General features: G+C 52.5%; 23 protein-coding genes. 10 read left to right on the top strand and 13 right to left on the bottom strand.

All coding sequences use genetic code 11. The annotated features are described in order from the left end of the window. Nucleotides 1-10 precede the first annotated feature (10 nt). From oppC to AB3N39_RS11780, 4 genes are read left to right on the top strand one after another with little or no spacing between them, the layout of a single operon-like run. Nucleotides 11-919, top strand: coding sequence for an oligopeptide ABC transporter permease OppC (oppC, locus tag AB3N39_RS11795; protein ID WP_367896749.1), 909 nt, complete (start codon nucleotides 11-13; stop codon nucleotides 917-919). 11 nt (nucleotides 920-930) lie between these two features. After that, the gene (locus tag AB3N39_RS11790) at nucleotides 931-1,944 is read left to right on the top strand and encodes an ABC transporter ATP-binding protein (protein WP_045404931.1); all 1,014 of its coding nucleotides are present in this window, start codon (nucleotides 931-933) and stop codon (nucleotides 1,942-1,944) included. Beyond that, nucleotides 1,941-2,945, top strand: a complete 1,005-nt coding sequence (gene oppF, locus AB3N39_RS11785) for a murein tripeptide/oligopeptide ABC transporter ATP-binding protein OppF (RefSeq protein WP_045404928.1) — start codon at nucleotides 1,941-1,943, stop codon at nucleotides 2,943-2,945. The genes AB3N39_RS11790 and oppF overlap by 4 nt, the downstream gene beginning before the upstream one ends. Before the next feature lie 14 nt (nucleotides 2,946-2,959). Beyond that, entirely contained in the window at nucleotides 2,960-3,829 is an 870-nt protein-coding gene (locus tag AB3N39_RS11780) for an ion transporter (RefSeq protein WP_181899754.1), read from the top strand. A gap of 31 nt (nucleotides 3,830-3,860) precedes the next feature. Here the strand turns inward: AB3N39_RS11780 and AB3N39_RS11775 are convergent, their stop codons facing one another. Together AB3N39_RS11775 and cls are read right to left on the bottom strand one after the other, a co-directional pair. Continuing rightward, nucleotides 3,861-4,190, bottom strand: a complete 330-nt coding sequence (locus AB3N39_RS11775) for an HI1450 family dsDNA-mimic protein (protein ID WP_006810881.1) — start codon at nucleotides 4,188-4,190, stop codon at nucleotides 3,861-3,863. 33 nt (nucleotides 4,191-4,223) lie between these two features. Continuing rightward, nucleotides 4,224-5,684: a cardiolipin synthase gene (gene cls / locus AB3N39_RS11770; RefSeq protein WP_367896748.1), complete on the bottom strand. Its 1,461-nt coding sequence runs from the start codon at nucleotides 5,682-5,684 to the stop codon at nucleotides 4,224-4,226. Nucleotides 5,685-5,828: 144 nt separating this feature from the next. Here cls and AB3N39_RS11765 point away from each other — a divergent pair, with 144 nt between their 5' ends. Both AB3N39_RS11765 and leuE read left to right on the top strand, forming a co-directional pair. After that, entirely contained in the window at nucleotides 5,829-6,002 is a 174-nt protein-coding gene (locus AB3N39_RS11765) for a YciY family protein (protein ID WP_086379783.1), read from the top strand. Between the two features lie 110 nt (nucleotides 6,003-6,112). Further along, on the top strand, nucleotides 6,113-6,748 hold the full coding sequence (gene leuE, locus AB3N39_RS11760; RefSeq protein WP_045404924.1) for a leucine efflux protein LeuE: 636 nt from the start codon (nucleotides 6,113-6,115) through the stop codon (nucleotides 6,746-6,748). Nucleotides 6,749-6,793: 45 nt separating this feature from the next. On the opposite strand, the gene AB3N39_RS11755 is transcribed toward leuE, so the two are convergent. Further along, entirely contained in the window at nucleotides 6,794-9,010 is a 2,217-nt protein-coding gene (locus AB3N39_RS11755) for a phosphoglycerol transferase I (protein WP_367896747.1), read from the bottom strand. A gap of 108 nt (nucleotides 9,011-9,118) precedes the next feature. Next, the gene (locus AB3N39_RS11750) at nucleotides 9,119-9,415 is read right to left on the bottom strand and encodes a YciI family protein (RefSeq protein WP_023327637.1); all 297 of its coding nucleotides are present in this window, start codon (nucleotides 9,413-9,415) and stop codon (nucleotides 9,119-9,121) included. A 220-nt stretch (nucleotides 9,416-9,635) separates the two neighbouring features. Here AB3N39_RS11750 and tonB point away from each other — a divergent pair, with 220 nt between their 5' ends. Next, nucleotides 9,636-10,358 carry a TonB system transport protein TonB gene (tonB, locus tag AB3N39_RS11745; protein WP_143345727.1) on the top strand — a complete coding sequence of 241 codons (723 nt, stop codon included), beginning with the start codon at nucleotides 9,636-9,638 and terminating at the stop codon, nucleotides 10,356-10,358. A 38-nt stretch (nucleotides 10,359-10,396) separates the two neighbouring features. Here the strand turns inward: tonB and yciA are convergent, their stop codons facing one another. The 4 genes from yciA to AB3N39_RS11725 all read right to left on the bottom strand — a co-directional run bounded on the left by yciA (nucleotide 10,397) and on the right by AB3N39_RS11725 (nucleotide 12,666). Continuing rightward, nucleotides 10,397-10,792, bottom strand: a complete 396-nt coding sequence (gene yciA, locus AB3N39_RS11740) for an acyl-CoA thioester hydrolase YciA (protein ID WP_133294585.1) — start codon at nucleotides 10,790-10,792, stop codon at nucleotides 10,397-10,399. A gap of 104 nt (nucleotides 10,793-10,896) precedes the next feature. Continuing rightward, a complete protein-coding gene (locus tag AB3N39_RS11735; RefSeq protein ID WP_025756566.1) occupies nucleotides 10,897-11,436 on the bottom strand; it encodes a septation protein A in 540 nt (179 codons plus the stop codon). A 56-nt stretch (nucleotides 11,437-11,492) separates the two neighbouring features. After that, nucleotides 11,493-12,236 carry a YciC family protein gene (locus AB3N39_RS11730; RefSeq protein WP_136194983.1) on the bottom strand — a complete coding sequence of 248 codons (744 nt, stop codon included), beginning with the start codon at nucleotides 12,234-12,236 and terminating at the stop codon, nucleotides 11,493-11,495. Nucleotides 12,237-12,261: 25 nt separating this feature from the next. Further along, a complete protein-coding gene (locus tag AB3N39_RS11725) occupies nucleotides 12,262-12,666 on the bottom strand; it encodes a YkgJ family cysteine cluster protein (protein ID WP_021240310.1) in 405 nt (134 codons plus the stop codon). On the opposite strand from AB3N39_RS11725, the gene AB3N39_RS11720 reads away from it, so the two are divergent. The 3 genes from AB3N39_RS11720 to AB3N39_RS11710 all read left to right on the top strand — a co-directional run bounded on the left by AB3N39_RS11720 (nucleotide 12,559) and on the right by AB3N39_RS11710 (nucleotide 13,936). Then, nucleotides 12,559-12,834: a hypothetical protein gene (locus tag AB3N39_RS11720; RefSeq protein ID WP_168707998.1), complete on the top strand. Its 276-nt coding sequence runs from the start codon at nucleotides 12,559-12,561 to the stop codon at nucleotides 12,832-12,834. The genes AB3N39_RS11725 and AB3N39_RS11720 overlap by 108 nt on opposite strands. 114 nt (nucleotides 12,835-12,948) lie before the next feature. After that, nucleotides 12,949-13,581: an outer membrane protein OmpW gene (gene ompW, locus AB3N39_RS11715; protein ID WP_136194982.1), complete on the top strand. Its 633-nt coding sequence runs from the start codon at nucleotides 12,949-12,951 to the stop codon at nucleotides 13,579-13,581. Between the two features lie 145 nt (nucleotides 13,582-13,726). Continuing rightward, nucleotides 13,727-13,936: a hypothetical protein gene (locus AB3N39_RS11710; RefSeq protein WP_168708007.1), complete on the top strand. Its 210-nt coding sequence runs from the start codon at nucleotides 13,727-13,729 to the stop codon at nucleotides 13,934-13,936. A gap of 156 nt (nucleotides 13,937-14,092) precedes the next feature. Here the strand turns inward: AB3N39_RS11710 and yedF are convergent, their stop codons facing one another. The 5 genes from yedF to trpCF all read right to left on the bottom strand — a co-directional run bounded on the left by yedF (nucleotide 14,093) and on the right by trpCF (nucleotide 19,087). After that, entirely contained in the window at nucleotides 14,093-14,326 is a 234-nt protein-coding gene (gene yedF, locus AB3N39_RS11705; RefSeq protein ID WP_003856774.1) for a sulfurtransferase-like selenium metabolism protein YedF, read from the bottom strand. Next, complete coding sequence (gene yedE, locus AB3N39_RS11700; RefSeq protein ID WP_143345215.1) at nucleotides 14,323-15,534, bottom strand: selenium metabolism membrane protein YedE/FdhT; 1,212 nt, start codon at nucleotides 15,532-15,534, stop codon at nucleotides 14,323-14,325. The genes yedF and yedE overlap by 4 nt, the downstream gene beginning before the upstream one ends. Nucleotides 15,535-15,715: 181 nt before the next feature. Then, nucleotides 15,716-16,525: a tryptophan synthase subunit alpha gene (gene trpA / locus AB3N39_RS11695; protein WP_045334893.1), complete on the bottom strand. Its 810-nt coding sequence runs from the start codon at nucleotides 16,523-16,525 to the stop codon at nucleotides 15,716-15,718. Next, the gene (gene trpB / locus AB3N39_RS11690) at nucleotides 16,525-17,718 is read right to left on the bottom strand and encodes a tryptophan synthase subunit beta (RefSeq protein ID WP_024907111.1); all 1,194 of its coding nucleotides are present in this window, start codon (nucleotides 17,716-17,718) and stop codon (nucleotides 16,525-16,527) included. The genes trpA and trpB overlap by 1 nt, the downstream gene beginning before the upstream one ends. Before the next feature lie 10 nt (nucleotides 17,719-17,728). Continuing rightward, a complete protein-coding gene (gene trpCF, locus AB3N39_RS11685) occupies nucleotides 17,729-19,087 on the bottom strand; it encodes a bifunctional indole-3-glycerol-phosphate synthase TrpC/phosphoribosylanthranilate isomerase TrpF (protein WP_136194980.1) in 1,359 nt (452 codons plus the stop codon). Between the last annotated feature and the right edge of the window lies 1 nt (nucleotide 19,088).

The following is a 19,088-nucleotide window of genomic DNA, read 5'->3' as shown; positions in this document are numbered from 1 at the left end:
GGAGCACGCCATGATGTTGAGTAAGAAAAACAGCGAGGCGCTGGAAAACTTCAGTGAAAAACTGGAAGTGGAAGGTCGTAGCCTCTGGCAGGACGCGCGCCGTCGCTTTATGCACAACCGCGCGGCGGTTGCGAGTCTGGTGGTTCTGGTGATCATCACGCTGTTTGTGACCCTGGCGCCGATGCTGTCGCAATTTACCTATTTCGACACCGACTGGGGCATGATGTCCAGCGCGCCGGATATGGAATCAGGCCACTATTTTGGCACGGATTCATCCGGACGCGATCTGCTGGTGCGTGTCGCTATCGGTGGCCGTATCTCTCTGATGGTCGGTATTGCTGCCGCTCTGGTGGCGGTGATCGTGGGGACGCTCTACGGCTCACTGTCCGGCTACCTTGGCGGTAAAGTGGACTCGGTGATGATGCGTCTGCTGGAAATCCTGAACTCCTTCCCGTTTATGTTCTTCGTCATCCTGCTGGTGACCTTCTTCGGTCAGAATATCCTGTTGATCTTCGTGGCCATCGGGATGGTTTCCTGGCTGGATATGGCGCGTATCGTCCGCGGCCAGACGCTGAGCCTCAAACGCAAAGAGTTTATCGAAGCGGCGCAGGTAGGCGGTGTCTCTACCGGTAATATCGTGGTTCGCCATATCGTTCCTAACGTGCTGGGTGTGGTGGTGGTCTATGCCTCACTGCTGGTGCCAAGCATGATCCTGTTTGAATCTTTCCTGAGCTTCCTGGGTCTCGGTACACAAGAGCCGCTGAGCAGCTGGGGCGCGCTGCTGAGCGATGGCGCAAACTCAATGGAAGTGTCTCCGTGGCTGCTGCTTTATCCGGCGGGTTTCCTGGTCGTTACCCTGTTTTGTTTTAACTTTATCGGCGATGGCCTGCGTGATGCCCTCGACCCGAAAGACCGTTAAGGAGCTCCGTCATGACAATTATTGAAACGGCAACCGCGCCACAGGCGCAGCAGCGGAGCGACCTTCTGCTGGACGTAAAAGATCTTCGCGTCACCTTTAAGACTCCGGACGGGGATGTCACCGCCGTGAACGATCTCAACTTCAACCTGCGCGCGGGTGAAACGCTCGGCATCGTCGGTGAATCCGGTTCCGGGAAATCTCAGACCGCCTTTGCGTTAATGGGCCTGCTGGCTGCTAACGGCGTGATTGGGGGTTCCGCGAAATTCAACGGGCGTGAAATCCTTAACCTGCCGGAGCACGAGCTGAACAAGCTGCGCGCCGAACAGATCTCGATGATTTTCCAGGATCCGATGACTTCGCTGAACCCGTACATGCGCGTTGGTGAGCAGCTGATGGAAGTCCTGATGCTGCACAAAGGTCTGGGCAAAGCCGAAGCCTTTGAAGAGTCGGTCAAAATGCTCGATGCGGTGAAAATGCCGGAGGCACGCAAGCGCATGCGCATGTTCCCGCACGAGTTCTCTGGCGGTATGCGTCAGCGCGTGATGATTGCGATGGCGCTGCTCTGCCGGCCTAAGCTGCTGATTGCCGACGAACCTACTACCGCGCTGGACGTTACCGTTCAGGCGCAAATCATGACCCTGTTGAACGAGCTGAAGCGTGAGTTCAACACGGCGATTATCATGATTACCCACGACCTGGGCGTGGTGGCGGGCATCTGTGACAAAGTGCTGGTAATGTACGCCGGGCGAACGATGGAATATGGCAAAGCGCGCGATGTCTTCTATCAGCCAGCTCACCCGTACTCCATTGGCCTGCTGAACGCGGTGCCGCGTCTTGATGCGGAAGGGGAATCCCTGCTCACCATTCCTGGCAACCCGCCAAACCTGCTGCGCCTGCCGAAAGGCTGTCCGTTCCAGCCGCGCTGCCCGCACGCGATGGAAATCTGCAACAGCGCTCCGCCGCTGGAAGAGTTTGCACCAGGCCGTCTGCGCGCCTGCTTTAAGCCGCAGGAGGAACTGGTATGAACGCATTAGATGAAAAACGCAACGTGCTGCTCGAAATTGCTGACCTTAAGGTGCATTTCGACATTAAAGACGGAAAACAGTGGTTCTGGCAGCCGTCGAAGACCCTGAAAGCGGTGGATGGCGTTACGCTGCGCCTGTACGAAGGGGAAACCCTGGGCGTGGTCGGAGAGTCCGGCTGCGGTAAATCGACCTTTGCGCGCGCCATTATCGGTCTGGTAAAAGCGACCGACGGCAAAGTGGCCTGGCTGGGTAAAGATCTGCTGGGCATGAAGCCCGACGAGTGGCGCGAGGTGCGCAGCGATATCCAGATGATTTTCCAGGATCCGCTGGCGTCGTTAAACCCGCGTATGACCATCGGCGAGATTATTGCCGAGCCGCTGCGGACCTATCATCCGAAGATGTCTCGTCAGGAAGTGCGCGATCGCGTTAAGGCGATGATGATGAAAGTCGGCCTGTTGCCTAACCTCATCAACCGCTACCCGCACGAATTCTCCGGCGGCCAGTGCCAGCGTATTGGTATCGCCCGTGCGCTGATCCTCGAGCCGAAGCTGATTATCTGCGACGAGCCGGTTTCCGCGCTGGACGTGTCCATTCAGGCGCAGGTGGTTAACCTGCTGCAGAAGCTGCAGCGTGAAATGGGGCTGTCGCTGATCTTCATCGCGCATGACCTGGCCGTAGTGAAACACATTTCAGACCGCGTGCTGGTGATGTATCTGGGTCACGCCGTGGAGCTGGGTACCTATGACGAGGTGTACCACAATCCGCTGCACCCTTACACCAAAGCGCTGATGTCCGCTGTGCCAATCCCCGATCCGGATCTGGAAAAGAATAAGACCATCCAGCTGCTGGAAGGTGAATTGCCCTCACCGATTAACCCGCCGTCGGGCTGCGTCTTCCGCACGCGCTGCCCAATGGCCGGGCCGGAATGCGCGAAAACGCGTCCAGTTCTGGAAGGCAGTTTCCGACATGCGGTTTCCTGCCTGAAAGTAGACCCGTTATAATCGCAAGGGCTGACATGATGTCAGCCCTTATTTTTTGCGAGGTTACTGTGTCGCGTTTATTAACGTCAGCCCGTCGGCGGCTTTATCATTTTTTATTCGATCCTGAAACGGTATCCGGACGTCGCTTCGAAGGTCTTTGCGGTTTATTTGCGCTTCTCAGCGTGGTCGTCATCTTTATTGAATCGGGTGCCGGGACGCAATATCACCTGACGTTTGACGAATGGCACATCTTTGTCTGGCTTGAGCTGGCGATTACCCTGGTTTTTACCGCTGAATATCTCCTCCGGGTAATAGCCTGGCCCAACCCGGCCCGATATGTTTTCAGCTTCTGGGGATTTATTGATTTAGCCACCATTCTGCCGCTCTACGTCATGTGGCTGTGGCCGGAAATCAGCCTGAGCTATGTCTTTGCCTGGCGAGCGATGCGCGTTATTCGCGTATTACGTATTCTGAAATTACTGCGTTTTATGCCCTCATTACGCGTGTTCTGGAGTGCAATCGTCAGCGCACGGCATCAGCTCATTCTGTTCTACTCGTTTATCGCCATCGTCATGATTGTTTTCGGCGCGCTGATGTATTTAATAGAAGGACCCAAATATGGCTTTACGACGCTCAATGCCTCCGTCTACTGGGCGATTGTGACCGTCACGACCGTGGGTTATGGTGATATTACTCCCCACACGCCGCTGGGCCGCATTGTGGCGTCAGTGCTGATTTTGATTGGCTATTCGGTGATTGCCATTCCGACTGGACTTATTACCACGCACATGAGCAGCGCGTTTCAGAGCCGCAAGCAGCAGCGCAAGTGTCCTCATTGCCAGCAGGGTGAACATGAACACGACGCGCGGTTTTGTCATCGCTGTGGCAATAAATTGCCGGAGTAAATAAAAAAGGCTGCAATCGCAGCCTTTTTTATTATTCGCGCCAGAGTATATGGCACAGCTTATGGTCTTTCTCTCGACACAGCAGGACGCGAGCGAAAATATCGTTAATTTCACCACCGTCTTCATCTGCCAGCCCAATTACCACTTCGGCAAAAAAGTCAGGGTTCAGGTCGAAATCCACATGCTCAGCCCAGTCTTCTGAAGGGTCAAACAGCTCGGCACCGCCGCGCTCTTCGAACTGCAGATTAAAAAGGATCACGTCTGCGGGATCGAGGTTATCAACCGCCAGTTCGAGAAAAATGTCATAGGCCTGCTCGAGCGTTTCGTCTTCGGTCAGGCGATTGTTCAGATCCATTTCCATGATGACTACCTGTTTAACATCGTTGGGCACGTTTTACAGCAACGGACTAAAGAAGTAAAACAGTCGTTCGGCAATTCTCTGCCACAGCGGACGTTTTACCCACAGTCTGGCATCCAGCAGACGCGAGCGGGAGATATAATCATCCTGCACCGCCGCGAGATCGCCGCCAAAGCCGACATCATCAATGACCAGCGTGATTTCAAAGTTGAGCCACAGGCTGCGCATATCCAGGTTGACCGTGCCCACCAGGCTCAGCTCACCGTCGACGAGCACGCTTTTGGTGTGGAGCAATCCGCCTTCAAACTGGTAAATTTTCACCCCGGCGGCCAGCAGTTCGCTAAAGAATGCCCGGCTGGCCCAGCCAACCAGGAGAGAGTCATTTTTGCGCGGCAAAATGATGCTCACATCGACACCGCGCTGCGCGGCTGTACAGATCGCGTGCAGGAGGTCGTCGCTGGGGACAAAGTAGGGCGTCGTCATGATCAGATATTCACGCGCCGAGTAGGTCGCCGTCAGCAGCGCCTGATGAATCAAATCCTCCGGGAAGCCCGGCCCGGAAGCAATGGTATGAATAGTGTGACCGCTGGCCTCTTCAAACGGCATAATATTGCCGTCCGGCGGCGGCGGCAGGATACGCTTGCCAGTTTCAATCTCCCAGTCGCAGGAATAAACGATGCCCATCGAGGTGGCAATCGGCCCCTCCATTCGCGCCATCAAATCAACCCATTGACCTACTCCTGAGTCCTGTTTGAAGAAGCGCGGGTCGACCATGTTCATGCTGCCGGTGTAGGCAATATAGTTATCGATCATGATCATTTTGCGATGCTGGCGGAGATCCATCCGGCGCAGAAACACGCGAAGGAGATTGACCTTCAGCGCTTCAACCACTTCGATCCCGGCATTACGCATCATGCCTGCCCAGGGGCTGCGGAAAAATGCCACGCTACCCGCGGAGTCAAGCATCAGGCGGCAATGAATGCCGCGCCGCGCGGCGGCCATCAGCGACTCAGCGACCTGGTCAGCCATCCCGCCGGGCTGCCAGATATAAAAAACCATCTCGATATTATGACGAGCCAGCTGAATATCGCGGATTAACGCCTGCATGACGTCGTCAGACGAGGTCAGCAGCTGCAGTTGATTGCCCTTAACGCCGCCAATCCCCTGGCGGCGCTCGCACAGCTTAAACAGTGAGGAGGCGACGCTGCTGTTCTCCTCGGCAAAGATATGTTTGCAGGCCTTAAGATCGTTCAGCCACTTCGCGGTGGAGGGCCACATGGCACGGGCGCGCTCGGCACGGCGTTTACCCAGATGAAGCTCACCAAAAGAGAGATAGGCAATAATTCCCACCAGCGGGAGGATGTAAATGATCAGAAGCCAGGCCATGGCAGAGGGTACGGCTCTGCGCTTCATCAGGATGCGTAACGTCACACCCGCGATTAACAGCCAGTATCCCAGAATGACCAGCCAACTCACCACGGTGTAGAAGGTTGTCATAGGTAAAAAAATCCTTTTGAAAGCGTATTGTTATGAGTGTACGCATCAGGATTCATCTGGCAAATAAAAACGCCAGGTAAAAGCGCTGGTTTGCTGCCGGGTTGGGTTTATAATGGCGGCTCAGTTAGTTTAAGAGTTGTAGACATGAAGCGCAGTAGAACAGAAGTAGGGCGCTGGCGCATGTTGCGACAGGTGAGTCGTCGCAAGGCTCGTTGGCTGGAAGCACAATCCCGCCGCAATATGCGTATTCACGCCATCAGAAAATGTGGATTGACGCGGCACCGCAATGCGTTGCTGTTCGCAGTCCAGGATATCTGAGAAACATGAGGGCACCGTAACTGGTGCCCGCTGATTTTATAGCGTCTGATTTTTTGGGGATAGCGTATTTGCAGCGTTGTTCCTGTTGTGTTTAGCAAAAGGAGGGAGAAGTGTTTGCGGAGTTTGGCGTACTGAATTTCTGGACCTATGTTGTTGGCGCATTTTTTATCGTTCTGGTGCCGGGACCGAATACCCTGTTCGTGCTAAAAACCGGGATCGGTCACGGTGTTAAAAAAGGGTATCTCGCCGCTACGGGCGTATTTATTGGCGATGCGGTGCTGATGTTTCTCGCCTGGGCGGGCGTCGCGGCATTAATCCAGACCACGCCGGTACTGTTTAATATCGTGCGCTACCTCGGGGCTTTCTATCTGCTCTGGCTGGGGGGCAAAATGCTCTGGTCGGTGGTAAACCGTCAAAAAAACGCGCATGAGAGCGGCCCCGAACCTGCCAGTATGATCATGAAACGTTCCCTGGTGTTAAGCCTGACCAACCCCAAAGCGATTCTGTTCTACGTATCGTTCTTCGTTCAGTTCATTGACGTGAATGCGAAGAGTACCGGCACTTCTTTCCTGATCCTTGCGACGACGCTGGAGTTGATAAGCTTTATGTACATGAGCTTCCTGATCTTCTCCGGCGCGTTTGTCACACGTTATCTGAAAACAAAAAAGAAACTGGCAAAGCTGGGGAACGGGCTGATAGGGCTGCTATTTGTCGGATTTGCGGCGAGGTTAGCGTCGCTGCATTGATGGTTTGAAAGGCTCCTGAAGGAGCCTTTCAACAGATTATAAAAATTAGCTACAGTCTTTGAAAATGGTACATAACTCGTTGAGTTTATAATTTGTTTTGTTTATAAACACATCTAATGGGATATCAGGGCTCCCTAAAATGAACTTAGTATCGCTTTTAGTATAAGTTCCTATTATTTGCTGTCTGGGGGCCAGGTCAGTAGCCGCATTCGCGCGCAATAATTCATTAACTGATGGTCTGGTTTCATAAGGGATACAAAAAACAGACTCATTTGAAGCAATGATGAGAGTCGAACTATCTTTACCAATCAAGTTTTTTACTGCATTCACATCAACTGGAACGTTATTGCATGTGTTAAAATTGGCCAAGAGTTTTATTTTTTTATTTTCTCCTTCAAGTTTGTAAAAATTAATCCCATATGGCATGGTTTGCTCTTGAATATTATCATTAATGCCTGTCTGGACATTAAGTGGCCCAGACGAAATGCCGATAAGTTCCTGAGAAAATAAAGGAGATACAGCGTTAAGCTCTCTTCTATTGAAAATACCTTTTTCATTTATTTGGTACTGTGTCGTACTATTATGTGTTAGTTCATAACCACATAAGCCTTGTTTACTTTTCGATGTTACTGAACAATTATTTATATAAAAAAGAATATTATCTTCGGCAGTAATTCTTTGCGCGTTTAAGGCAAAGGCTTCAAAATAAATGCTCTTGATGTTTTTATTCTTATCAGCGGTTCCGAAGAGAGGCCATTTGTATTCTTGTTGGCCAATTGTCAATTTGCCATCTTTAAATGAGAATTTATCATTTAGGGAAGGGTAATTCCATAGTGAAGACGAAAACCCTAGATAATCACTAATGTTTTTAGATTTTTCCCATGATTGTAAAATCTGGCTTTTTTCATTCCGAAGTAAACTGTGACCAAATCCAAAATCAGGTTTATCAGCCGAAGAGATATCAAGTATAGTCGGCCAGACATCCAGCAATGTTCCTGGTTTGGCGATTTTAGTGGGTTTAATTCCTTTTTTTATAATAATAAAATTGTTCCTACGCTTGTCCTGAATGCTGTCAAGCTCTTTACTAGCAGCGTTAGCCATCATCAAATGATCTGAAACAAGAACAATGATTGTATTGTCAAAATGGTCTGAGTCGATGATTTTTTTAATAAATGTACCAATAAGATAATCAGAACAACTTGCTGATTTAAACATAGGGTTAGTGATGGCAGCATTAATATGTCCATCACAAGCAGATAAATAGGTACCTGCTGGCGGATGAGTATTGACGGTTAAGAATGAGAGGAGAAAATTATCTTTTGAGGTCGATAACTTTTCAAATTCATTATATATATGGTCAATGAGCGAATCATCATGAACACCCCATCCGCTAATGTCATTTTGATTTACTACGTGATGATTAAGCAAATATTGTTTATCATGTTGATAAATCCAGCCATGCTGAGAAAAGAACTTATCCCCTCCAGCAAATTCTTTATCACTCCCACGTATAAATTCCGTAGTGTATCCACTTTTTTTCAAATGTGTTGCAATGCAATCAGCCCCACCCAAGAAATGTGACATATTATTCGCTGAATTACCTTGAGGGAGGACTAATGGAATAGCACATTGGGTATTGACCATACCTGCCATTGTCCACCCCATACCCGGAATTTGACGTATGTCAGTGAATTCAAGATATTGATCTGCAAGTTTACTTATTTGTGGTATATAATTGATGCCATCAATGTTTCTCAGTGAACGTTCAAGGCTCTCAGCATAAATAAAAACATAGTTGTACTTTTTATTCATTTCGTAATCAACGCTGTTATACTGCCTGGCCACTTTTACACCATTCCCATAGGATAAGTTCTGAAGCGAGTTGTATATATTTTGGGTTGCATTAGATTGAAAAACGAAAAATAAAAGGGATGAAATAAATAAAACATTATAGAATGTGGCATTGCGCCGTGGCAATTTTTTTCGAAATTTGAATGACGCAAATATTATCGCTATAGAAATCAAAATAAATATGCTGGCTGCAAAAACTTTAGGCAATATATCATCAATAGACGTCCCGTGAACATTACTTCTCAGATGATAATAAACTGCATCATTTACACCATTTCCGGTAAACATATTTGATATAAACCAGAAAGCAAATATCAGTAATGCAATAACCACCGCAATCGATTTGATTCTGATAAATGTAGCATTAGCAAAACAAACGGCCAATAATAATACTAATAAGATATAATCCATAACAAACTTTTCTAAGTAAAAGAGATGAATGGATTATATCTTTTTTCATTCAAAAAGGTAGTAGGGCAATGCAACGTTAGTTTGCTGCCCTACATTTACACGATTGATTTAAAACACTTTCTTATACGGTCTCACCGTCACTTTTGCATACACACCCGCTGCAACGTACGGGTCTGCGTCAGCCCAGGCCTGAGCGGCTTCCTGGGATTCAAATTCAGCAATAACCGTGGAGCCGGCAAAACCGGCAGCACCCGGATCGTTGCTGTCGACTGCGGGCATGGGGCCAGCGGTCAGTAATCGGCCTTCATCCTGGAGCAGCTGCAAACGTGCCAGATGCGCAGGGCGCACAGACTGGCGTTTTTCGAGCGAATCAGCAACATCTTCAGAGTAAATTACGTAAAACACGGCGAAGCTCCTTAACCGGTAAAAGTGTCAGTTACGTTATGTGAAAGGGCAAACGACTGCAATGTAAAATAAAAACAATGTTAATACCCTGATCTGACTGTGTCTTTTTTGGCCTCTCAGGCGCTAAAGTTGCCCCAGAACAAAGTGTCTTATTGAATATGATTGCTATTTGCATTTAAAATCATGGTTCGGTTTTTTAACGTTGATGAATATGACTTCGATGACCCTTGATTTACCTCGCCGCTTTCCCTGGCCGACGCTGCTTTCTGTCGTGATTCACGGTGCTGTTGTGGCGGGTTTGCTGTATACCTCGGTTCATCAGGTTATTGAAATGCCCGCGCCCGCGCAGCCGATTTCGGTGACGATGGTCTCGCCAGCGGACCTCGAACCGCCGCAGGTTGCCCCTCCACCACCACAGCCGGTGGCTGAACCTGAGCCAGAACCCGAGCCCGTTCCGGAGCCACCGAAGGAAGCTCCGGTGGTGATCCACAAGCCTGAACCGAAGCCAAAACCTAAGCCGAAGCCAAAGCCGGTGAAGAAGGTGGAGGAGCGTCCGAAACGTGAGGAACGTCCGGTTGAACCGCGTGCGACCCAGCCGGTTGAAAATACAGCGCCTTCACGTCCGGTGATGAACAATACGGCAACGACATCAAAGCCAACGGTGAGTGCGCCAGCGGGCCCGCGTGCCGTAAGCCGCAACCAGCCTCAGTATCCGGCGCGAGCTCAGGCTTTGCGTATTGAAGGCCGCGTGAGGGTGAAATTTGACGTGACTGCGGATGGCCGAGTGGATAACGTGGAAATCTTGTCCGCTCAGCCTTCTAATATGTTTGAGCGCGAAGTGAAATCTGCAATGCGCAGATGGCGTTATGAGCCAGGCAAGCCGGGCAGCGGATTGATTGTGAATATCGTTTTCCGCCTGAACGGCGGGGCGCAGATGGAATAAAAAAAGCCTCCGAAAGGAGGCTTTTTTTTGCCTGTCGATCAGGCCTGGGGAAGTTGACGAGGTTTACCCTCGCTGTCCACTGCGACATAAATAAACAGGGCCTCAGTGGCCTTATAACGCTGCCCAATCGGCTCAGAAGAGACTTTCTTAACCCACACTTCGATGTTAATTGAAATAGAGGTATTGCCGCGTTTGATGCAGCGCGCATAGCAGCAAACCACATCACCTACCGCAACCGGGCGCAGGAAGGTCATGCCGTCCACTCGCACAGTCACCACGCGCCCGTGGGCGATCTCTTTTGCCAGAATTGCGCCGCCCATATCCATCTGCGACATCAGCCAGCCGCCAAAAATATCGCCATTGGCATTGGTGTCAGCGGGCATTGCCAGTGTGCGTAAAACCAGTTCGCCCTGCGGGGCGTTAGTTGTTGTCATTGTTTTAACTCGTAACGGAAGACTTCAGGCGGGATGCTACTATGATTTTACAGCAGAGAGAATAGACCAGAACGCCTGTCGCTGACGTTCTGGTCAGTCATTAATCAGTGCTTGTCGTCCTGCGGCATGTGGCGATAAATGTATACGCCGCTTAACAGCGTGAAGATAAGGGTCAGCGCGGTCAGGCCGAAGACCTTAAAGTTGACCCAGATATTCTGCGGCAGCCAAAAAGCAATATAGATGTTAGCGAGACCGCAGAGAATAAAGAAGACCGCCCACGCGATATTCAGACGGGACCAGACTTCCTGAGGCAGCGTCAGCTCTTTGCCCAGCATGCGTTGGATCAGCGGTTTTTTCATCACCCACTGGCTGATTAATAATGCGCCCGCAAACAGGGCGTAAATCACGGTCACTTTCCACTTGATAAATTCATCGTTATGGAAGAACAGAGTCAGTCCGCCGAATACGGCGACCAGCACGAAGGTGACCAGCGCCATTTTTTCGACTTTACGATAGCGAACCCAGCTGTAGATCAGAACAACTGCCGTTGCAACGATCAGCGCAGTGGTCGCGGCATAAATATCGTACAGCTTATAAAAAGCAAAAAAGACCACGAGCGGTAAAAAATCAAGAAACTGCTTCATTCTGTGATTCCATCTTCTGAGCGGGGCGGGAGGCAGTGATGCCTCCCGCCTCTGGATTACTGACGAATTAACATATACAGGCGGAACAGATAGACCAGCAGTACCGCTGAAATCAGGTTGCTCAGCGTATTCGCCACTACCGCGCCAACGTTCGGCGTTAATACCGCAAAATTCGGCGCAAACAACAGCAGGAGCGTTTTAGCGAGCAGCCAGCCGATCACGGCGGGAGCCACCAGACGCATATTAGCCCATGCCAGTCGGATGCTGCTGCGCATCGCGGTAAAAATACCCATCTTATCCTGCACGACCATCACAGGCGCAAACGAGAGCACGATAGCCAGCAGTACGCCCGGCACCACGACCAGCATTATCCCCATCTGCACCAGCAGGGTGGTGAAAAAGATCAGGATAAACAGCTTAGGTAAGACCGGCGCGCTGGCACCAATCGCCCGTAAGGCGCTGACCCGGTGACCCGCCGATACCAGCTGAATCATCAGCAAAACGCCGCCCGCCAGAACTGCATTACCAATCAGGCCCGAGAAGGTGGACGCGGCAGAGGCGCGCAGCAGGATTTGCTGCTGTTCCGGCGTCATGTTTTGCACCAGCTCAAACAACCCCACGCTACCCGCAAGATGGTCGCCCTGGCTCAGGCTGGCAATCTGTTCTTCACTCGGTGAAAACGCATGACCCAGCACCACCGTGATAAAGGCGCAAAGCAACGCGATCAGTAAAAAGGTTATGAACTGATTGCGGAAAAAGTTTCCCGTGTCACGGTAGACAGACTTCGCCGTGATAGACATGCACTCTCCTTGAGTATTGCCGGTGTTAATTAGCCGGCAATTGTACACCGGATGCACCTGCTGTGGCAGCATCAAGGCTTGTATGGAAAAGCATATCTTTGTAAAGCGGCGGTAATCCCACGCGTGCGCGTGCGCGATTGCAGGCTTCGTTGACCTGGCCATCTTCCCCCGACATGGCAAATTCCCGGCACGGGCTGGGGCGATCCTCATAGATGGAACATCGGGTAGAGACCCCAGGCTCACCCTGTAGCGCCACACAGCGAGCCTGCTTTTGGTTCGTGCCGCTCATGCAGCGCAGAAAGGGGGTTAACGGCTCGGTGAGATGAACCGGAACGGTACCGCCGCCATCGCTGGCTTCGGCCCAGTAGAAAGAGACTCGAAAATACGCACAACAGGCTCCGCACGTCATGCACGGGTTGATATCACTCATGGCACACCTGCAAAAGAAGAACGCATCAAATCAATTTGTGAGAGCGATAAATTATCCAGCCGCCAGAGGAAGAGCAAGAGGGGGGAAAGGGAAAATTTTGTAACCGTGAAATGCCAAAAATTGACATGGAAACAACTTATCGCTTTTGAACGCGCCACAAAAAATTAACCCAGATCAATGAATGTTAAGTTACTGGTTTTAATGTGATCTGTGGCAGATCACTTATTACCCTTTTGTGAGTATATTCTCATCCGCGATTAAAACCACAACGATGGAGCGGATATGAAAAAATTAGCGGTGGCAGCCCTTGTATTAAGCAGTCTCTCTGGCGGCGCGTACGCGCATGAAGCAGGCGAATTCTTTATTCGTGCCGGTTCGGCTACGGTTCGCCCAACTGAAGGATCGGATAACGTGCTGGGTATGGGCGGTTTTAACGTCAGTAATAACACCCAGTTAGGGTTAACGTTCACCTATATGGCGACGGAAAACGTTGGTGTTGAGCTTCTTGCTGCAACGCCGTTCCGTCATCGCGTGGGTCTGGGCGCAACCGGTGATATTGCAACGGTTCACCATTTACCGCCAACGCTGATGGCGCAATGGTACTTTGGCGACTCAAGCAGCAAGGTGCGCCCTTATATTGGCGCTGGTGTGAACTACACCACCTTCTTTGACGAGAAGTTTAACGATACCGGTAAAGAGGCCGGTCTGACTGACCTTAGCCTGAAAGATTCGTGGGGCATGGCGGGGCAGGTCGGTCTGGATTACCTGATTAACCGCGACTGGTTAATTAACGCCTCCGTCTGGTATATGGATATTGATACGGACGTACGCTTCAAGGCGGGCGGTCAGCAGCAAAGCATCAACACGCGACTGGATCCGTGGGTGTTTATGTTCTCTGCGGGTTATCGTTTCTGATCCCCCGTCAAACTGGCCACAGGGTGGCCAGTTTGCTTTGCTCACTTCAAAACGACGGATAAACCGGCCGCTCATCAAGCTTTACGCAGTGCCTCAGGATCGTTTCCCCATCATATAAATAGCTGAAAGCGTCGCTGGACAGGGAATGGAAGAGAATATCGCCATTGGCAAACGGGATAATTTCGGTATCACCCGCACGTTTATGTCCCGCGCCGGTTTCAAAATGGCCACGCCACCGTTCCTGGGTATGGTCATAGACGTGCAGAATAACCTCGACAAGTCCTCTTTGCGGACAATCAAGGCGCAGGAAGGTGGAAGAGAAATTCAGGGACAGCGCATGGAAGGGAATCAATAAGGCGAAAACCAGTAAAGCTCGTAAATACATCAAATCGCGAAAACCTCCTTCAAAAGGGAAATGAGATTTTACTTAAGTCAAAAATCGCGTTTTTGCCGTGGATCAAGATGTCTTATAATTCAATACGATAAAGGCCCCTGGTGAGGCCCTTAGCGATCATTTTTGAATCAGATAGCGAATGGTTGGGCCATCCTGCTGGATATCCAGCACCGTATAACCGTGGTTTTTTGCATCCAGCGGTATGTTGTTGATGGACTGCGGGCAGTCGCTCACCACCTCCAGAATTTCCCCTTTCTTTAGCTGCGGTAGCGCTTCAAGCGTAGCCACCGCCGGATATGGACAGGGCTCGCCAACCATATCCAGACGATAATCAGGCACGATTTCTTTCATGCTGCATTCTCCTGCGTTTCTGTTTTAACGCCCGCACGGCGGAAGAAACGTTTCTCCTGTGCGACGACCAGTAAAAAAGCCACCAACAGCAGGGCGTAGGTGACCAGCAGGCCGCCGAGAGGCCCGAAGGTGCTCAGCAGGTTGACCTTGTCCCAACTTGTGGCAAGCGCCGGGGACAAATCGTCCCAGAAGTACGCCAGGATCGTCGAGCCAATCACATTTCCAAGACCCACCCACCAGTAGTGCACCTGACCTTCGACGGCACGGTACATCCAGCCGGTTTCACACCCGCCGGCCAGCACGATCCCGAAGCCGAACAGCAGGCCGCCAATGACCGCGTTAGGACCGGCCCACATGATTTTCGGTTCGACGCCCAGTTGAACATAGCTGAAGATGCCGATGGCGCTGACCGCCATCCCGGCGATAATCGCCTTCGCCATCATCGTGCGGCCGGTGATCCACATATCGCGAAACGCGGAGGTGAAGCAGATCTGCGCGCGTTCAATGAGCAGACCAAAACCCACGCCGAACAGCATCGCCAGACCGAGTTTGGGCTGGTTCAGAGCCGTACACAGCGCCCATGCCACCATAGCGAAAAAGACCAGCATTCCGAGACGGAAACGGCGGCGTGCCTGAGAGGGCTTCTGGGTTAACGGAGACGCTGCGCTGACTTTGGTCATTTTCACTGGAATGCGAAACAGCGGCAGCAGGGTAAATTTTGCGCCAAAGTAAGAGCCGATGGCCGTGGCGACGGCAAAGAACCAGGCGTGAAGCGAAAACTGAGGAATCCCCGTAAAGAAAGCGGCCAGGTTACAGCCCATCGCCAGACGGGCGCCAAACCCGGCAATGATACCGCCGACAACTGCCTGAAGAATGCGGATCCGGCTTTTGGGCATACGCAACTTAACGTTGTTTGCCCACAGCGCCGCCGCGAAGCAGCCGCCGAACATGCCGATGATCATCATCCCGTCGATGCGGGTAAGCGGCGTGCCGTCCAGATGGATGAGTTTAAAGTAACCCCACTCTTCGGTATGCACGCCAGCGAGCTGCAGCAATTGACCACCCCAGCGGGTGAACTCGCCGGTCACGGCCCAGAAGGTGCCGGTAATGCCGAAATAGTAGGTAGAGAGAATGCCAGCCGCGATAACAGCCGGAACGGGTGACCAGAACTTAACCAGGTAAGTCTGTTTGAAGGATTGCCATGACATGAATAAGCCTCTGAACTCAGAAGGATTAAAGATAAAAAAGAGTCCAGATCATACGCTTACATAACAGTTTGAAAAGCCATTCACACCGAAAATATCGAAAGGATCAATTTTGACGTAATCCTTTGTTGATGGCGGGGAAGAAAGGGTAACCGTCTGGCAGGGGTGCCAGACGGTGGAGGGGTCAGGCTTTACGCGTCGCCGCCTTCATGGCAGTCACAAACGCTTTCAGCTCGGCCAGCATCTGCTCGGGTTTATCCACGTTCTTCTCGATGATCTTCACAATTGCAGAGCCGGAGATGGCACCCGCAGCCTTCGCGTCAATCGCCGCTGTGACCTGATCCGGAGAAGAGATCCCGAAGCCCTGCAGCGGCGGCGCGGCATGGTACTCGGCCAGCTTTTCCACAAGATGATGCAGCGGCAGGGCGGCTTTATTCTCGGCACCGGTCACGCCTGCGCGGGAGAGCAGGTAGGTGTATCCGCGCCCGTAAGAGGCTATCTGGCGCAGCAGTGTGTCATCCGCGTTCGGCGGGCAGATGAAAATCGGGGCGACGTTGTGACGCATCGCAGCCTGGCGGAACGGCGCGGACTCCTCGACCGGCACGTCGGCGACCAGAACGGAGTCGACGCCTACGCGTGCGCACTCGGCGTAAAACTCATCGATACCGCGGTTGAACACCAGGTTGGCGTACATAAGCAGGCCAATGGGAATGGTCGGATGCTTCTGGCGAATTGCCGCCAGCATCTCAAAGCACTGGGTTGGCGTCACACCAGAGGCAAACGCGCGCAGCGTCGCATTCTGAATGGTTGGGCCATCCGCCAGCGGGTCAGAGAACGGGATCCCCAGCTCCAGCGCGTCGGCACCGGCCTCAATCAGGGTGTCGATAATCTTCAGCGACTGTTCCGGGCCCGGGTCGCCCAGGGTGACGAAGGGAACGAACGCGCCTTCCTGGCGGGATTTCAGTTCTGCAAATACGTTATCGTAGCGTTCCATCAGATTTCCCCTCGTGCTTTCAGAATATCGTGAACGGTGAAGATATCTTTGTCACCGCGTCCGGAAAGGTTTACCACCAGCAGCTGTTCTTTTTCCGGATTGTCTTTCATCATTTTCAGCGCATGGGCCAGAGCGTGTGAAGACTCCAGCGCCGGGATGATCCCTTCGCTGCGGCACAGCGTTTTGAACGCTTCCAGCGCTTCGTCATCGGTAATGGAGACATAGTCCGCGCGACCCGTACTGTTCAGATAGGCGTGCTGCGGCCCGACGGAAGGGAAGTCGAGGCCGGCAGAGATAGAGTAAGACTCTTCAATCTGGCCCTCATCGGTCTGCATCATCGGGGATTTCATGCCGAAGTAGATCCCCACGCGGCCATGCTTCAGCGGCGCGCCGTGTTCACCTGATTCAATGCCGTGACCGGCAGGCTCAACGCCAATCAGACCCACGCTGGTGTCGTCGATAAAGTCTGCGAACATGCCGATGGCGTTTGACCCGCCGCCGACGCAGGCGATCACCGCATCCGGCAGGCGACCCTCTTTTTCGAGGATCTGCGCTTTGGTCTCTTCCCCGATCATGCGCTGGAATTCGCGCACGATGGTCGGGAACGGGTGCGGGCCCGCGGCGGTTCCGAGCATATAGTGCGCGGTTTCATAGCTGCCGGACCAGTCGCGCAGAGCTTCGTTACAGGCATCCTTCAGCGTCGCGGAGCCGCTGTGCACCGGGATCACTTCCGCACCCATCAGGCGCATACGGAAGACGTTCGGAGACTGACGCTCAACGTCTTTCGCCCCCATATAGATGCGGCATTTCAGGCCGAGCAGGGCGCTGGCGAGCGCCGAGGCCACGCCGTGCTGGCCTGCGCCGGTTTCGGCGATGATTTCGGTTTTGCCCATACGCTTCGCAAGCAGCGCCTGGCCCAGCACCTGATTAGTCTTGTGCGCGCCGCCGTGAAGCAGGTCTTCACGCTTAAGATACAGCGTGGTTTTCGTGCCTTCCGTCAGGTTGCGGCATTTGGTCAGGGCCGTTGGGCGGCCGGCATAGTTTTTCAGCAGGTCGGTAAATTCAGCCTGAAATGCCGGATCCTTCTGTGCGCTCACAAACGCTTCTTCCAGCTGGCGCAGCGCGGGCATCAGGATTTGCGGGACGTACATCCCGCCGAACTCACCAAAATACGGGTTAAGTAATGTCGTCATCTTCTCTTCCTTAATATGCACGCAGAGTTTTAAAAACCGAGGCCAGCTTGCTGGCATCTTTGATACCCGGTTGGGACTCTACGCCTGAATTGAAATCGAGGCCTGCGCAGCCGGTTTTCGCGGCTTCTACACAGTTGTCCGGGCTTAATCCGCCCGCCAGCAGGACGTTGTCCAGCTTTTCGCCGTTCAACAGAGACCAGTCAAAACGCTGGCCGCTTCCGCCCTGGCCGTTATCGAGAACGTATTTATCCACGTGGTTCAGGTTACGCGGGGGCAACGTATCGCTAACGCTTTGCGCTTTCCAGATTTGCACCTGCGGCGCCAGCGTGTCGCGCAGGGCATCGACATAGGCCTGATCTTCATCGCCGTGCAGCTGCACCGCGTTCAGGGATAACGCGTCGGCTTTTTCAACCACCTCGGCGATATCCGCATTGCGGAACACGCCAACATAGCTGAGCGGTGCCGCGGCGATGATCTTACGCGCCTGCTCTTCGCTAACCGCGCGAGGAGAGGAATCCACAAAAATCAGCCCGCCATAAATCGCTCCGGCTTCATACGCGGCCTGGGCGTCCTGTTCGCGAGTTAAGCCGCAGACTTTGTTTTCACCCAGCAGCACGCGACGCACTGCCGCATTGAGATCGTCATGTTCCATCATGGCGGAGCCAATCAGGAAACCGTTGGCGAAGTGGCTCAGCTCGCGCACCTGGGCGTAGCTGTTAATGCCGGATTCGCTGATCACCGTGACGCCAGCGCCCAGACGCGGCGCCAGCTGGCGCGTGCGGTTCAGGTCAATAGACAGGTCACGCAGATCGCGGTTGTTAATGCCGACCACTTTGGCTTCCAGCGCAATCGCGCGCTCCAGCTCCTCTTCGTTGCTCACTTCGGTCAGCACGCCCATTTTCAGGCTGTGCGCGACGGCAGAGAGCTGGCGGTACTGCTCGTCGTCAAGCACCGAGAGCATCAGCAGGCAGGCGTCAGCCTGGTAAAAGCGCGCCAGCCAAATCTGATAAGGGTCGATAATAAAGTCTTTGCACAGGATCGGCTGCGGCGCGATGCCGCTGACGATCGGCAGAAAATCGAAGCTGCCCTGAAAATATTTCTCATCCGTCAGCACGGAGATGGCTGAGGCATGATGCTTATAAATACCGGCAATGCGCGCCGGGTCGAAATCGTCACGGATAACGCCTTTGGACGGGGACGCTTTTTTGCACTCAAGAATAAACGCGGTGCGCGCACCCTGCAGGGCGTCATAGAAACGACGGCTGCTAGGGACGACATCGTTCTGAAAACTGGCAAGCGGCTGCTGTTGCTTGCGGGCTTCCACCCAGATGGCCTTATCGGCAACGATTTTCGCTAAAACGGTCTGCATT

It is taken from the genome of Enterobacter vonholyi (genome assembly GCF_040834095.1).
Taxonomy (GTDB): domain Bacteria; phylum Pseudomonadota; class Gammaproteobacteria; order Enterobacterales; family Enterobacteriaceae; genus Enterobacter; species Enterobacter vonholyi.
Note: the sequence above shows the minus strand (reverse complement) of the source record. Positions and strands in the feature narration are given on the sequence as shown.

What these genes read in the sequence shown, in the direction of transcription:
- oppC (WP_367896749.1), top strand. Translation starts at nt 11, where the DNA reads ATGATGTTGAGTAAGAAAAACAGCGAGGCGCTGGAAAACTTCAGTGAA.
- AB3N39_RS11790 (WP_045404931.1), top strand. Translation starts at nt 931, where the DNA reads ATGACAATTATTGAAACGGCAACCGCGCCACAGGCGCAGCAGCGGAGC.
- oppF (WP_045404928.1), top strand. Translation starts at nt 1,941, where the DNA reads ATGAACGCATTAGATGAAAAACGCAACGTGCTGCTCGAAATTGCTGAC.
- AB3N39_RS11780 (WP_181899754.1), top strand. Translation starts at nt 2,960, where the DNA reads ATGATGTCAGCCCTTATTTTTTGCGAGGTTACTGTGTCGCGTTTATTA.
- AB3N39_RS11775 (WP_006810881.1), bottom strand. Translation starts at nt 4,190, where the DNA reads ATGGAAATGGATCTGAACAATCGCCTGACCGAAGACGAAACGCTCGAG.
- cls (WP_367896748.1), bottom strand. Translation starts at nt 5,684, where the DNA reads ATGACAACCTTCTACACCGTGGTGAGTTGGCTGGTCATTCTGGGATAC.
- AB3N39_RS11765 (WP_086379783.1), top strand. Translation starts at nt 5,829, where the DNA reads ATGAAGCGCAGTAGAACAGAAGTAGGGCGCTGGCGCATGTTGCGACAG.
- AB3N39_RS11755 (WP_367896747.1), bottom strand. Translation starts at nt 9,010, where the DNA reads ATGGATTATATCTTATTAGTATTATTATTGGCCGTTTGTTTTGCTAAT.
- tonB (WP_143345727.1), top strand. Translation starts at nt 9,636, where the DNA reads ATGACCCTTGATTTACCTCGCCGCTTTCCCTGGCCGACGCTGCTTTCT.
- yciA (WP_133294585.1), bottom strand. Translation starts at nt 10,792, where the DNA reads ATGACAACAACTAACGCCCCGCAGGGCGAACTGGTTTTACGCACACTG.
- AB3N39_RS11735 (WP_025756566.1), bottom strand. Translation starts at nt 11,436, where the DNA reads ATGAAGCAGTTTCTTGATTTTTTACCGCTCGTGGTCTTTTTTGCTTTT.
- AB3N39_RS11730 (WP_136194983.1), bottom strand. Translation starts at nt 12,236, where the DNA reads ATGTCTATCACGGCGAAGTCTGTCTACCGTGACACGGGAAACTTTTTC.
- AB3N39_RS11720 (WP_168707998.1), top strand. Translation starts at nt 12,559, where the DNA reads ATGAACCGGAACGGTACCGCCGCCATCGCTGGCTTCGGCCCAGTAGAA.
- AB3N39_RS11725 (WP_021240310.1), bottom strand. Translation starts at nt 12,666, where the DNA reads ATGAGTGATATCAACCCGTGCATGACGTGCGGAGCCTGTTGTGCGTAT.
- ompW (WP_136194982.1), top strand. Translation starts at nt 12,949, where the DNA reads ATGAAAAAATTAGCGGTGGCAGCCCTTGTATTAAGCAGTCTCTCTGGC.
- AB3N39_RS11710 (WP_168708007.1), top strand. Translation starts at nt 13,727, where the DNA reads ATGGAAGAGAATATCGCCATTGGCAAACGGGATAATTTCGGTATCACC.
- yedF (WP_003856774.1), bottom strand. Translation starts at nt 14,326, where the DNA reads ATGAAAGAAATCGTGCCTGATTATCGTCTGGATATGGTTGGCGAGCCC.
- yedE (WP_143345215.1), bottom strand. Translation starts at nt 15,534, where the DNA reads ATGTCATGGCAATCCTTCAAACAGACTTACCTGGTTAAGTTCTGGTCA.
- trpA (WP_045334893.1), bottom strand. Translation starts at nt 16,525, where the DNA reads ATGGAACGCTACGATAACGTATTTGCAGAACTGAAATCCCGCCAGGAA.
- trpB (WP_024907111.1), bottom strand. Translation starts at nt 17,718, where the DNA reads ATGACGACATTACTTAACCCGTATTTTGGTGAGTTCGGCGGGATGTAC.
- trpCF (WP_136194980.1), bottom strand. Translation starts at nt 19,087, where the DNA reads ATGCAGACCGTTTTAGCGAAAATCGTTGCCGATAAGGCCATCTGGGTG.